Source organism: Halomonas terrestris, assembly GCF_049166755.1.
GTDB lineage: Bacteria > Pseudomonadota > Gammaproteobacteria > Pseudomonadales > Halomonadaceae > Halomonas.
Map to the genome: position 1 here is coordinate 62,102 of NZ_JBMHFZ010000002.1, position 12,753 is coordinate 74,854.

At 67.8% G+C, this 12,753-nt stretch carries 12 protein-coding genes; 11 read left to right on the forward strand and 1 reads right to left on the reverse strand.

The window, feature by feature from the left end:
* Positions 1–18: 18 nt before the first annotated feature.
* The 10 genes from rpmB (at position 19) to ACOMD9_RS02645 (ending at position 9,259) form a co-directional block, all read left to right on the forward strand.
* Positions 19–255, forward strand: coding sequence for a 50S ribosomal protein L28 (rpmB, locus tag ACOMD9_RS02600; RefSeq protein ID WP_421411998.1), 237 nt, complete (start codon positions 19–21; stop codon positions 253–255).
* Between the two features lie 39 nt (positions 256–294).
* Positions 295–450, forward strand: coding sequence for a 50S ribosomal protein L33 (rpmG, locus tag ACOMD9_RS02605; protein ID WP_102630031.1), 156 nt, complete (start codon positions 295–297; stop codon positions 448–450).
* Positions 451–549: 99 nt separating this feature from the next.
* Positions 550–1,377: a bifunctional DNA-formamidopyrimidine glycosylase/DNA-(apurinic or apyrimidinic site) lyase gene (mutM, locus tag ACOMD9_RS02610; protein WP_421411999.1), complete on the forward strand. Its 828-nt coding sequence runs from the start codon at positions 550–552 to the stop codon at positions 1,375–1,377.
* A 52-nt stretch (positions 1,378–1,429) separates the two neighbouring features.
* Positions 1,430–2,626: a class I SAM-dependent rRNA methyltransferase gene (locus tag ACOMD9_RS02615; RefSeq protein WP_421412000.1), complete on the forward strand. Its 1,197-nt coding sequence runs from the start codon at positions 1,430–1,432 to the stop codon at positions 2,624–2,626.
* A gap of 5 nt (positions 2,627–2,631) precedes the next feature.
* Entirely contained in the window at positions 2,632–2,952 is a 321-nt protein-coding gene (locus ACOMD9_RS02620) for a putative signal transducing protein (RefSeq protein WP_421412001.1), read from the forward strand.
* Position 2,953: 1 nt separating this feature from the next.
* A complete protein-coding gene (locus ACOMD9_RS02625; protein WP_421412002.1) occupies positions 2,954–3,394 on the forward strand; it encodes an acyl-CoA thioesterase in 441 nt (146 codons plus the stop codon).
* Between the two features lie 174 nt (positions 3,395–3,568).
* Positions 3,569–4,684, forward strand: coding sequence for an alanine dehydrogenase (ald, locus tag ACOMD9_RS02630; RefSeq protein ID WP_421412003.1), 1,116 nt, complete (start codon positions 3,569–3,571; stop codon positions 4,682–4,684).
* Positions 4,685–5,052: 368 nt separating this feature from the next.
* Entirely contained in the window at positions 5,053–6,078 is a 1,026-nt protein-coding gene (locus ACOMD9_RS02635; protein WP_421412004.1) for a tryptophan--tRNA ligase, read from the forward strand.
* 160 nt (positions 6,079–6,238) lie between these two features.
* The gene (locus ACOMD9_RS02640) at positions 6,239–7,447 is read left to right on the forward strand and encodes a YeeE/YedE family protein (RefSeq protein WP_421412005.1); all 1,209 of its coding nucleotides are present in this window, start codon (positions 6,239–6,241) and stop codon (positions 7,445–7,447) included.
* A 132-nt stretch (positions 7,448–7,579) separates the two neighbouring features.
* Positions 7,580–9,259, forward strand: coding sequence for an NAD-dependent malic enzyme (locus ACOMD9_RS02645; protein WP_421412006.1), 1,680 nt, complete (start codon positions 7,580–7,582; stop codon positions 9,257–9,259).
* A 217-nt stretch (positions 9,260–9,476) separates the two neighbouring features.
* On the opposite strand, the gene acnA is transcribed toward ACOMD9_RS02645, so the two are convergent.
* Positions 9,477–12,224, reverse strand: a complete 2,748-nt coding sequence (gene acnA / locus ACOMD9_RS02650) for an aconitate hydratase AcnA (protein ID WP_421412007.1) — start codon at positions 12,222–12,224, stop codon at positions 9,477–9,479.
* A gap of 184 nt (positions 12,225–12,408) precedes the next feature.
* Between acnA and ACOMD9_RS02655 the strand changes: the two genes are divergently transcribed.
* Positions 12,409–12,615, forward strand: a complete 207-nt coding sequence (locus tag ACOMD9_RS02655; RefSeq protein WP_421412008.1) for a zinc ribbon domain-containing protein — start codon at positions 12,409–12,411, stop codon at positions 12,613–12,615.
* Positions 12,616–12,753 lie beyond the last annotated feature (138 nt).

A 12,753-nucleotide genomic window follows, 5' to 3' on the forward strand; every position in this document is an offset into this window, starting at 1 on the left:
CAGCGGTTGGAGGCTCCAATGTCAAAAGTATGTCAGGTTACCGGCAAGCGCCCGGTGACTGGTAACAACGTTTCACACTCCCAGCGCAAGACCCGCCGTCGTTTCTTGCCGAACCTGCATAGCCACCGTTTCTGGGTGGAGTCCGAGAAGCGCTTCGTCAAGCTGCGCGTCTCCTCCAAGGGCATGCGCATCATCGACAAGAAGGGCATCGAGGCGGTGCTCAGCGACATCCGCAAGCGCGGCGAAGCCGTCTAAGCGATCCGCTTTCCAGCGACTACACGGGAGCAAGCAGTCATGCGTGACAAGATCAAGCTGGTGTCCAGCGCCGGTACCGGCCACTACTACACCACCGACAAGAACAAGCGGAACACCCCGGACAAGCTCGAGTTCAAGAAGTACGATCCGGTGGTCCGTCAGCACGTGATGTACAAGGAAGCCAAGATCAAGTAAGCCCTGGTCGTCTTCCGCAGGTGTTCTTGCCTGTCCTCCTGAACCCGGCCCCGTGGTCGGGTTCAGGCGTTTCCGAGGCCCCCGTCGCGAGCGCCGCCCATGCCTGAGCTGCCCGAAGTCGAGACCACCCGCCGCGGTATCGCTCCCCATGTGGAGGGCCGCGAGATCACCGAGGTGATCGTGCGCCAGGCGCGCTTGCGCGTGCCGGTGCCGGTGGACCTGGTCGACCGGCTGGTGGGCGCCCGGGTGGGCGAGCTCGCCCGGCGCGCCAAGTACCTGCTGGTGCCGGTTTCCGGGCGGGGCGAGGCGGGCACCCTGCTCTGGCACCTGGGCATGTCCGGCAGCCTGCGCATCGCCCGACTCGGCGAGCTGCCGAAGAAGCACGACCACCTCGACCTGGTGTTCGACGACGGGGCCATCCTGCGCTATCACGACCCGCGGCGCTTCGGCTTCGTCGACTGGCTCGCGGGCAGTGCCGAGCGCGACCCGAGGCTGTCCCGGCTGGGGCCGGAGCCGTTGTCCGATGCCTTCGACGGCGAGCGGCTGTACGCTCTCTCCCGCGGCCGTCGCCTGGCGGTGAAGCCCTTCCTGATGGACAGCGCCGTGGTGGTGGGAGTCGGCAACATCTATGCCGCCGAGGCCCTGTTCCTGGCCGGTATCGACCCGCGCCGTGCCGCCGGTCGCATCTCCCGTGAGCGCTACGATCGCCTGGCGGACGCGGTGCGCGAGGTGCTGGCGGCGGCCATTACCCAGGGCGGTACCACCCTGCGGGACTTCGTCGCCGGCACCGGCGAGCCCGGCTATTTCAAGCAGCGACTCAATGTCTACGGTCGCGATGGCCAGTCCTGCCGGCGCTGTGGCGCCGAGCTGCGCCTGGTGACCCTCGGGCAACGGGCCAGCGTGTTCTGTGGCAGTTGCCAGTCCTGATGCCGTGGCGGCGTGCCCGGCCGCCACTTCCCCTTTCCCACGAGACAAGACCATGACCGTCACTCGAAGCCTGCGCCTGAAGAAGAACGCCGACCGCCGCCTCAAGGCCGGTCACCTGTGGCTCTACTCCAACGAGGTCGACATCGAGGCGACCCCGCTCAAGGCCATCGAGGCCGGTGAGCAGGTCGTGGTGGAGGCCGCCAACGGCAAGGCCATGGGCGTGGCCTACGTCAATCCGCACTCGCTGATCTGCGCACGGATGGTCTCCCGGGATCCGCAACAGGGCCTCGACCGTTCGCTGCTGGTGCATCGGCTCAACCAGGCGCTGTCGCTGCGCCAGCGGCTCTTCGACAAGCCCTTCTACCGCCTGGTGCACGGCGAGGGCGACCTGCTGCCGGGGCTGGTGATCGACCGGTTCGGCGACGTGCTGGTGGTCCAGCTCAATACCGCCGGGATGCAGGCGGTGCTCGCCGAGCTGCTCGACGCCCTGGACAAGGTGCTGTCGCCGCAGGCGGTGGTGCTGCGCAACGATACCAGCGGCCGCCGCCAGGAGGGTCTCGAGCTCTCCGTCGAGGTGGTCAGGGGCGAGCTGCCCGACCCGGTGCTGCTGGAGGAGAACGGCGTGCGCTTCGTCGCGCCGGTGCTCGATGGCCAGAAGACCGGCTGGTTCTACGACCACCGGACCAACCGTGCCTGGCTCAATGGCCTGGTGGCCGGCAAGCGGGTGCTGGACCTGTTCAGCTACGTGGGTGGCTGGGGCATCCAGGCCGCCGCCAGCGGGGCCAGCGAGGTGCTCTGCGTGGACGCCTCCGCGTCGGCGCTGGAACGCGTCGCCGAGAACGCCGCCCTCAACGGCCTCCACGAGCAGGTGGCGGTGGGCGAGGGCGATGCCTTCGAGGCCCTGGCGGCACTCAAGGCCGACGGCGAGGCGTTCGACGTGGTGATCCTCGATCCGCCGGCCTTCATCAAGAAGCGCAAGGACATTCCCGGCGGCGAGCGTGCCTATGGCAAGCTCAATCGCGAGGCGATGCGCCTGCTGGGTCGCGACGGCCTGCTGCTCTCGGCCTCCTGCTCCATGCATCTGGCGCCGGAGCGGCTGGTGGACGTGGTGCGTGGCGCGGTGCGCCACCAGGACCGCCAGGGCCAGATCCTCTTCCAGGGGCACCAGGGGCCGGATCACCCGGTGCACCCGGCGATTCCGGAAACATCCTACCTCAAGGCCCTGGGCGTCAGGGTCTTCAGGGACTGAACGTCATGCCCCCCGAGTATGTCCGTGTCTTCGCCCACTCCAATGCGCTGCTGGTCAGCCATCTGCACAACGTGCTGTCCGCGGCGGGGATTCCCGCCGAACTGCGCAACATGACCCTGGGGGGCGGGGCCGGCGAGCTGCCGCTGGGCGAGTGCGAGCCCGAGGTCTGGGTCGCCCCCCATAATCGTGAACGCGCCGAGGCGCTGATCCGCGGGTCCCTGGAGGGGAGGGGGGAGGCCTCCGACTGGACCTGTCCGGGCTGCGGTGAAACCCTGGAAGGCGTCTTCGATACCTGCTGGCAGTGCGGAACCCTCAGGGAGCGATGAAATGAGTCCGGCATGGGACCTGCCCGATCCCTTCGTGATCGACATCGAGGCCGACGCCTCGGCCATCGACGAGTACGGTCATGTCAACAACGCCGAGTACCTGCGCTGGGTCGAACGGGTCAGCTGGGCCCACTCGGCGCACCTGGGCCTGGACCTTGCCCGCTACCGGGCGCTGGACCGGGCCATGGCGGTACATCGCCATGAGCTCGATTACCTTGCACCGGCCCTCGAGGGCGACCGGCTGCAACTGGCGACCTGGATCGTCGCGTGTGACCGCCGCCTGACCCTGACGCGCCGCTTTCAGCTGATCCGCCCCGCCGATGGCCGCACCCTGCTGCGCGGCCGCACCCGCTTTGCCTGCATCGCGCTCTCCAGCGGGCGTCCCCGGCGCCTGCCGACGGAATACGTGACCGCCTACGGCGAGGCGCTCGTCATCGAATGAGGAATGGCAGGATTTCTGGTCGTTTCTCCTGTGGGAGAGTCGATTTTCTGCACTCCGGCAGCGGTATATGATTTTTTTCCGTTTTTCTTCGTGGAACCTTCGTGTATGGACTGACTGTGCTGTAATGGGTGCATCACACCGTTCCTTACCCCCTTTTCCTGCACAGGAGGTGTCATGAAGATCGCTGTCCCGAAGGAAATCAAGAACCATGAGTACCGCGTCGCCCTGACCCCCACCGGGGCCCGGGAACTGGTGGGCCGCGGCCATGCGGTGACGGTGCAGGCCGGGGCGGGCGAGGGCGCCGGCTTCGCGGATGCCGCCTATGAAGCGGCCGGTGCGCGGCTCGAGGCCGACGTGGCAACGGTCTGGAACGACGCCGAACTCATCCTCAAGGTGAAGGAGCCGCAGCCCGAGGAGGTCGCGCGGCTGACGCAGGGCCAGACCCTGTTCACCTATCTCCACCTGGCCGCCGAGGAGGCCCTCACCCGCGGCCTGATGGGCAGCGGCGCCACCTGCATCGCCTACGAGACCGTCACCGACCGCCAGGGCGGCCTGCCGCTGCTGGCACCGATGAGCACGGTGGCCGGCCGCATGGCGATCCAGGCCGGCGCCCATGGCCTGGAGAAGGCCCAGGGCGGATCCGGCGTGCTGTTGCCGGGGGTGCCCGGGGTGGCGCCGGCCAGGGTCGCGGTGATCGGCGGCGGCGTGGTGGGCGAGAATGCCGCGCGCATGGCGCTGGGGCTGGGCGCCGAGGTCACGGTGCTGGACAAGTCGATCCCGCGCCTCGAGGCCCTGGACGACCGCTACCAGGGGCACATGAAGACGGTCTTCTCCACCGCCGACGCCATCGACGAGGCGGTCCGCGAGTGCGACCTGATCATCGGGGCCGTGCTGATTCCCGGGGCCGCCGCGCCGAAGCTGATCACCCGCGCCATGCTCGCCGAGATGAAGCCCGGCAGCGTGCTGGTGGACGTGGCCATCGACCAGGGCGGCTGCTTCGAGACCAGCCGGCCCACCACCCATGCCGATCCCACCTACATCGTCGATGGCGTCGTGCACTACTGCGTGGCCAACATGCCGGGCGCGGTGGCGCGCACCTCCACCCAGGCGCTGACCAACGCCACCCTGCCGTTCGTCACCGCCCTGGCCGACAAGGGCTGGCAGCAGGCGCTGGCCGAGGACCCGCACTTCGCGGCCGGGCTCAATGTCCACGACGGCCGGGTGACCTATCGGGCGGTGGCCGAGGCTTTCGGGCTGGAGTGGGCCGAGCCCCAGGCGCTGCTGGGCTGATCATGCGGCGACGACGGGGCCTCGCAAGCCACGCCCCGGCTATGTCGATGCCCTGTCGTGAGGCGGCTGCTCATATCGCCAGCGGTGCCACGGGCTGCAGTGAGCGATATCTACCCGGGAGCGCTGACACGAGTGAAACCGCGCACGTCGACCGACAGGGATGTCGGTCGAGGGGCACCCGTGAGGGATTATGTTGTGCCCCGACGTGAAGCGGTGAACGAAGTGTCAGGGTTTCGCTCACGGGATCGCGAATGCAGCCCGGGGTGCCGCGCCATCAGCCCTGGGTGTCAGAGTCTACCCCGGTCGCCTTGTGGGGGAGCGCGCGTTACCATAGCGGGCATTTCCGAACAGCAGAGTCCGCTTTCCCCATGAGTGCAGCTTCCGAGAAGACCCGCGTTCTCACCGGTATCACCACCACCGGCACCCCCCACCTGGGCAACTACGTCGGTGCCATCAAGCCCGCCATCGCCGCGAGCCAGGACCCCAGCGTCCAGTCCTACTACTTCCTCGCCGACCTGCATGCACTGATCAAGTGCCAGGATCCGCGTCGGGTGCAGGAGTCGCGCCTGGAGATCGCCGCCACCTGGCTGGCACTGGGGCTGGACACCGACAACGCCATCTTCTACCGCCAGTCGGACGTGCCCGAGATTCCCGAGCTCACCTGGATGCTCTCCTGCGTCTGCGCCAAGGGGCTGATGAACCGCGCCCACGCCTACAAGGCGGCGGTGGCCGAGAACGAGGCCGCCGGCAACCAGGACCCGGACAAGGGCATCACCATGGGGCTGTTCGGCTACCCGGTGCTGATGGCCGCCGACATCCTGATGTTCAATGCCCACAAGGTGCCGGTGGGTCGCGACCAGATCCAGCACATCGAGATGGCCCGCGATATCGCGGGGCGCTTCAACCACCTCTACAGGGGCGACTACTTCAGCCTGCCCGAGGCGGTGGTGGACGAGAAGGTCGAGGTGCTGGGCGGCCTGGACGGGCGCAAGATGTCCAAGAGCTACAACAACACCATTCCCCTGTTCGTCTCCGAGAAGAAGCTGCTCAAGCTGGTGCGCAAGATCAAGACCAACTCGCTGGAGCCCGGCGAGCCCAAGGACCCCGACAGCTGCACCCTGTTCCAGATCTACTCGGCCTTCGCCACGGCGGAGGAGACCGCCGCCATGCGTAGCGAGTATGGGAACGGCATCGGCTGGGGGGAGGCCAAGAACCGCGTCTTCGACTACCTCAACGAGCACCTGCGCGAACCCCGCGAGCGCTACCAGGCGCTGATGGAGGACCCCGGCCATATAGAGCAGGTGCTGCTCAAGGGAGCCGACCGGGCCCGTGCCGAGGCGGCTCCCTTCATGGATCGCCTGCGCCAGGCGGTCGGGCTGGGCCGCTTCGTCTGAGCCGGCGGGCGCCTGCGGGCGCCCGCTGTCGTTGCGAGTCCCTCGTATATGCTCTCATGTAATTAATTTCTTCACTTAAATGCTTTTACGTGCTTTCCGTCAATCGTTAGCATGCTCTATTTGACGGGGTCCCCTTCCCGTCGACATCGAGAGAGCCGCCATGAGTGACCTTGCCCTGACACAGCAGAAGAGACTTCCCGTTCCTGCCGTGGCCGCCGGCGCCCTGCTGCTGGGTGCCCTGGCCGTGGGTGCCGCCTTCGGCCTGCGTATCGGCCTGTTGATGGTGGTGGGTGGCCTGCTGGGCATGGTGCTCTATCATGCCGCCTTCGGCTTCACCGCCGCCTGGCGGGTCTTCATCACCGAGCGCCGCGGCCGCGGCCTGCGCGCCCAGATGGTGATGCTGGCCGTCGCCGTGCTGCTCTTCTTCCCCGCGCTGGGGGCCGGCACCCTGTTCGGCACCTCGGTATACGGCTATGTGGCGCCGATCGGTGTGTCGGTGGTCGTCGGGGCCTTCCTGTTCGGTGTCGGCATGCAGCTGGGCGGGGGGTGCGCCTCGGGCACCCTGTTCACGGCCGGCGGCGGCAATGCCCGCATGCTGATCACCCTGCTGTTCTTCATCGTCGGCTCGGTGATCGGCACCGCCCACTTCGCCTGGTGGCAGAGCCTGCCCGCCTTCCGGCCCACCTCGCTGGTCTCGGAACTCGGTGTCGGTGGTGGCATCGCGGTCAGCCTGCTGCTGTTCGCGGCCATCGCCGCTGTCACGGTGGTGATGGAGAAACGCCGCCATGGCCAGCTGGAGCAGACCCCCAGGATCGATGCCGGCAACCGGCGCTGGCTCACCGGCCCCTGGCCACTGCTGTTCGGCGCCGTGGCGCTGGCGCTGCTCAACTTCGCCACCCTGGCCCTGGCCGGCCGTCCCTGGGGGATCACCTCGGCCTTCGCCCTGTGGGGGGCCAAGGGCTTCGAGTTCCTGGGCGGCGACGTGAGCCAGTGGGGCTACTGGCAGTCGTCGTGGAATGCGGCTGCCCTGGAGGCCACCATCTGGCGCGACATCACCAGCGTGATGAACATCGGCATCCTGATCGGGGCGCTGTTGGCGGCATCGCTGGCCGGCAAGTTCGCCCCCAACTTCCGCATCCCGGCCAGGTCGGTCCTGGCGGCGGTGATCGGCGGCCTGATGCTGGGCTACGGCGCGCGCCTGGCCTTCGGCTGCAACATCGGTGCCTATTTCGGCGGGATCGCCTCGGGCAGCCTGCATGGCTGGGTCTGGCTGGTGGCGGCCTTCGCCGGCAACATGCTCGGCGTCAAGCTGCGCCCCCTCTTCTTCGTGGGCGAGGCCCGTCGTCTGCCGGTGGCCAAGGGCTGCTGAACGCAGTGAACCCAGCGTGAACCCGCGCCCCGGCCCAGGCCGGGGCGCAGTCGTTGTCGTCATGGTAGAGTGAGCGCAAAGGCGCCGCGAGAGCGCCAACGGCCCGTTCCAGTCACCGCATCGAGATCAGAGATGACCAACGAACCCAAGCGTCCCCTCTATATCCCCTATGCCGGCCCTCCGCTGCTGGAGATGCCGTTGCTCAACAAGGGCAGCGCCTTCACCCGCGAGGAGCGCATCGAGTTCAACCTGATCGGCCTGCTGCCGCAGAACGTCGAATCCATCGAGGAGCAGGCGGAACGGGCCTATCGTCAGTACAGCCAGTGCCAGAACGACCTGGACCGCCACATCTACCTGCGCGCCATCCAGGACGACAACGAGACCCTCTACTACCGGCTGGTCTCGGAGCACCTCGAGGAGATGCTGCCGATCATCTACACCCCCACGGTCGGCAAGGCCTGCGAGGAGTTCTCCAACATCTATCGCAACCACCGCGGGCTCTTCATCGCCTATCCGGACCGCGACCGCATGGACGACATCCTGCGCAGTTCCACCAAGGACAAGGTCAGGGTGATCGTGGTCACCGACGGTGAACGCATCCTGGGGCTCGGCGACCAGGGCATCGGCGGCATGGGGATTCCCATCGGCAAGCTGGCGCTCTATACCGCCTGCGGCGGCATCAGCCCGGCCTACACCCAGCCGATCATGCTCGACGTGGGCACCAACAACCGGGCGCTGCTCGACGACCCCATGTACATGGGCTGGCGCCACCCGCGCGTCTCCCAGGAAGAGTACGATGCCTTCATGGCGGAGTTCATCGCCGCGGTGAAACGGCGCTGGCCGGGAGTGCTGCTGCAGTTCGAAGATTTCGCCCAGGCCAACGCCCTGCCGCTGCTCGAGCGCTACCGCGACGAGCTGTGCTGCTTCAACGATGACGTCCAGGGGACCGCCTCGGTGGTGGTGGGCACCCTGATGGCCGCCTGCCAGGCGCGCGACGAGGGGATCGGGCAGCAGCGGGTCGTGTTCGTCGGCGGTGGCTCGGCGGGGTGCGGCATCGCCGAGCAGATCGTGGTGGCGATGCAGACCGAGGGCCTGACCGAGAAGGAGGCCCGCAGCAGGGTCTACATGGTCGACCGGGATGGCCTGGTCACCGAGGACATGGAGGGGCTGTGGGACTTCCAGCGGCGCCTCGCCCAGGATCCGACCCTGCTCAACGACTGGCACGGGCGCGACCTGCTGGAGGTGGTGAGCCAGGTGCGTCCGACGGTGCTGATCGGCGTCTGCGGCCAGCCCGGCATCTTCACCGAGGAGGTGGTGCGTGCCATGCATGCCGGCTGCTCCCGGCCGTTGATCATGCCGCTCTCCAACCCCACCTCCCGTGCCGAGGCGACGCCGGAGGACGTGCTCGCCTGGACCGACGGCCAGGCGCTGGTGGCGACCGGCAGTCCCTTCGCCCCGGTGGTGCTCGACGGCATCACCTACCCCATCGCCCAGTGCAACAACGCCTATATTTTCCCGGGCATCGGCCTGGGGGTGGTGGCCAGCGGTGCCAGGCGGGTCACCGATGCGATGCTGATGTCCGCATCCCGGGCGCTGGCGCGGGAGGCGCCGCTGGTCAAGGAGGGCGAGGGTGCGCTCTTGCCGCCGCTCTCCCAGATCCGCGAGCTCTCCAAGGCGATCGCCTTCGACGTGGCTGCCCAGGCGCAGCAGGAGGGCGTGGCGCTGAAGACCGACGGCCTCAAGCTGCGCGCGGCCATCGAGCGCAACTGCTGGACGCCGGCGTATCGTCGCTATCGTCGCCGCTCGTTCTAGGCCCCGGCAGCGAGCAGCGGGCTTCGGGCAATCGCCGAAGAGTCGGGCATACACTGCTGCTCGAAGCTCGAAGCTCGAAGCTCGAAGCTCGAAGCTCGAAGCTCGAAGCTCGAAGCTCGAAGCTCGAAGCTCGAAGCGCATTCAGAAGAAAGCCCCGCCGCGGCGGGGCCTTTTGCATCAGCGGTGGAGGGTCGGGGGCGCGCTCATGCCGTCCTGGTCAGGCCGACCCGATCATCTTGCGCAGCACATAGTGGAGGATGCCGCCGTGGCGGTAGTACTCCAGCTCGTTGGCGGTATCGATGCGACACAGCGCCTCGATCCGCTTCTCGCCCTTGTCGGACGCCACGGTGACCGTGACCTTGCCACCGGGGCTGAGGTCGGCAAGCCCCGCGATGGAGACGCGCTCGTCGCCGGTCAGGCCCAACGTCTTGCGGTCCTCGCCCTCGGGGAACTGCAGCGGCACCACGCCCATGCCGATCAGGTTGGAGCGGTGGATACGCTCGTAGGACTCGGCCAGCACGGCGCGAACGCCGAGCAGGCGGGTGCCCTTGGCGGCCCAGTCGCGGGAGGAGCCGGTGCCGTACTCCTTGCCGGCGATCACCACCAGGGGCGTGCCTTCCTGCTGGTACTTCATGGCGGCGTCGTAGATCGCCATCTGCTCGCCGGAGGGCACGTGGCGAGTCTCGCCGCCGACCACGCCGTCGAGCATCTCGTTTTTGATGCGCACGTTGGCGAAGGTGCCGCGCATCATGATCTCGTGGTTGCCGCGGCGCGAGCCGTAGGAGTTGAAGTCCACCGGCTTGACGCCGCGCTCCTGGAGGTAGCGCCCCGCAGGGCTGTCGGGCTTGATGGCACCGGCCGGGGAGATGTGGTCGGTGGTCACCGAGTCCCCCAGCATGGCGAGTACCCGGGCATCCCTGACGTCCTCGATGGCATCGGGTGTCCGGCCCATGCCCTCGAAGAAGGGCGGGTGCTGGATGTAGGTGGAGTCCGTCGACCACTGGTAGACCTTGCTACGGGGCACCTCGATGGCCTTCCAGACCTCGTCGCCGTCGAACACCTCGGCATACTCCTTGCGGAACATCTCGGTGTTGACCTGCTCGACGGCTTCGGCGATCTCGGCCTGGGACGGCCAGACGTCCTTGAGGGTGACCGGCTGGCCGTGGTGGTCGACGCCCAGCGGCTCCCGTGTCAGGTCGAGCTGGACATTGCCGGCCAGGGCATAGGCCACCACCAGGGGCGGCGAGGCGAGCCAGTTGGTCCTGACCAGCGGATGCACCCGTCCCTCGAAGTTGCGGTTGCCCGAGAGCACCGAGGCCACGGCCAGGTCACCGTCCTCGATGGCCTGTTCGATGGGGGTCGCCAGGGGACCGGAGTTGCCGATGCAGGTGGTGCAGCCGTAGCCCACCAGGTTGAAACCCAGGGCGTTGAGGTCGTCCTGCACGCCGCCGGCGACCAGGTAGTCGGTGACCACCTTGGAACCGGGCGCCAGGGAGGTCTTCACCCAGGGCTTGGTATGCAGCCCCTTCTCCCGGGCCTTACGGGCCAGCAGCCCGGCGGCCATCATCACGCTGGGGTTGGAGGTGTTGGTGCAGGAGGTGATGGCGGCGATCACCACGGCACCGGGATCGAGCCGGAAGGCCTCGCCATCCAGGTCGACGTCCTGGCTGTCGGCATGCTCGAAGCTGCGCTCAGACCCCACGGCGGCCTGGCCGCCTCCCTCGGACATCAGCCTGCCCTGCTCGGTCGACGGTGTCGGCTTGCCGTCGTCCTCCATGAACCGGGCGAAGGCCGCCTTCATCCCGGTGAGTGCCACCCGGTCCTGGGGACGCTTGGGGCCCGCCAGGCTCGCCACGACCTCGCTCATGTCCAGGTGCAGGGTGTCGCTGAAGATCGGCTCATGACCCGGCTCGCGCCAGAGTCCCTGGGCCTTGCAGTAGGCCTCGACCAGGGCGACCTGGGCAGCGTCGCGAGCGGTCAGGCGCATGTAGGTCAGGGTCTCCTCGTCCACCGGGAAGAAGCCGCAGGTGGCGCCGTACTCGGGCGCCATGTTGGCGATGGTGGCGCGGTCGGCCAGCGGCAGGTCGGCCAGGCCGTCGCCGTAGAACTCGACGAACTTGCCCACCACCCCCTTCTGGCGCAGCATCTCGGTCACCGTCAGCACCAGGTCGGTGGCGGTGATGCCCTCGCGCAGCTTGCCGGTGAGCTTGAAGCCGACCACCTCGGGGATCAGCATCGATACCGGCTGGCCGAGCATGGCCGCCTCGGCCTCGATGCCGCCGACGCCCCAGCCCAGCACGCCCAGGCCGTTGATCATGGTGGTGTGGGAATCGGTGCCCACCAGGGTGTCGGGGTAGGCCAGTGTCCGGCCGTCCTCCTCCTTCGTCCACACCGTCTTGCCCAGGTACTCCAGGTTGACCTGGTGACAGATGCCGGTGCCCGGCGGCACCACGCGGAAGTTGTCGAAGGCCTGCTGGCCCCAGCGCAGGAACTCGTAGCGTTCGCGGTTGCGCTCCATCTCGATGGCGACGTTGTCGCGGAAGGCGGTGGGGTTGCCGAACTTGTCGACCATCACCGAGTGGTCGATGACCAGGTCCACCGGCGAGAGCGGGTTGATGCGGGCGGGGTCCTCGCCCAGTGCCTCCACCGCGGCGCGCATGGAGGCGAGGTCCACCACGCCGGGCACGCCGGTGAAGTCCTGCATCAGTACCCGGGCCGGGCGATAGCCGATCTCGCGATCGGAACGGGCCTCCCGCTGCCAGTCGACCAGCGCCTGCATGTCGTCGCGGGAAACGCTCGGTTCGCTGGCGAAGCGCAGCTGGTTCTCCAGCAGGATCTTCAGCGTCATCGGCAGCCGGTCGATGTCGCCCAATGCCTCGGCGGCCTTCGGCAGGCTATGGTAGTGGTAGGTGGTGCCGCCTGCCTCGAGTGTCTGCAGGGTATCCGGTGTGGACTCGGTGCTCATGCTGTCCTCCTTTCGAGGGGGGAGTGAACGAACCATCCTTGTACCTTGGGAACACACATGGTCATGATAGGTGCCACTTTCAACCAATGCCCGTGGAGGAGTGCCAGGGAGCCGTCGCCCCCGGCTTGAAAAGCGGCCACCCGGCCCCATCAACGCCTCGACGGGCGCGCGGAGGAAGAAGCGCATGCACGAGGAGCAACTCGATCGTCATCCGGTGCACTGCCCCTACTGTGACACACCCTTCGAGCTGCTGGTGGACCGGTCGGAGGGAAGCCAGCAGACCTGGGAAGACTGCCCCCATTGCTGTGCCCCGATCCAGGTGCGCATCGAGGTGTCGACCGACGGTGAGCTGGAGAGCGTGACCCTGGGTCGCGACGACGACGTGCTGTGAAATGGCCCCTGCGGGGGTGGCGGCCCGCAGTGTCCGCGGCTGCTACAATGCCCTTCCGTCGCCGTGTCCGGCCGGTTCGACCCGGCGTTGCTGCCCGGCGTGAGGGAGCGGGAACTCCCTGCACGACCCATGAACGAT

Bases quoted from the DNA above. Each gene is read 5' to 3' on its own strand.
- ACOMD9_RS02655 (WP_421412008.1), top strand. From the start codon at position 12,409: ATGCACGAGGAGCAACTCGATCGTCATCCGGTGCACTGCCCCTACTGT.
- ACOMD9_RS02620 (WP_421412001.1), top strand. From the start codon at position 2,632: ATGCCCCCCGAGTATGTCCGTGTCTTCGCCCACTCCAATGCGCTGCTG.
- rpmB (WP_421411998.1), top strand. From the start codon at position 19: ATGTCAAAAGTATGTCAGGTTACCGGCAAGCGCCCGGTGACTGGTAAC.
- mutM (WP_421411999.1), top strand. From the start codon at position 550: ATGCCTGAGCTGCCCGAAGTCGAGACCACCCGCCGCGGTATCGCTCCC.
- ACOMD9_RS02625 (WP_421412002.1), top strand. From the start codon at position 2,954: ATGAGTCCGGCATGGGACCTGCCCGATCCCTTCGTGATCGACATCGAG.
- ACOMD9_RS02645 (WP_421412006.1), top strand. From the start codon at position 7,580: ATGACCAACGAACCCAAGCGTCCCCTCTATATCCCCTATGCCGGCCCT.
- acnA (WP_421412007.1), bottom strand. From the start codon at position 12,224: ATGAGCACCGAGTCCACACCGGATACCCTGCAGACACTCGAGGCAGGC.
- ald (WP_421412003.1), top strand. From the start codon at position 3,569: ATGAAGATCGCTGTCCCGAAGGAAATCAAGAACCATGAGTACCGCGTC.
- ACOMD9_RS02635 (WP_421412004.1), top strand. From the start codon at position 5,053: ATGAGTGCAGCTTCCGAGAAGACCCGCGTTCTCACCGGTATCACCACC.
- ACOMD9_RS02615 (WP_421412000.1), top strand. From the start codon at position 1,430: ATGACCGTCACTCGAAGCCTGCGCCTGAAGAAGAACGCCGACCGCCGC.
- ACOMD9_RS02640 (WP_421412005.1), top strand. From the start codon at position 6,239: ATGAGTGACCTTGCCCTGACACAGCAGAAGAGACTTCCCGTTCCTGCC.
- rpmG (WP_102630031.1), top strand. From the start codon at position 295: ATGCGTGACAAGATCAAGCTGGTGTCCAGCGCCGGTACCGGCCACTAC.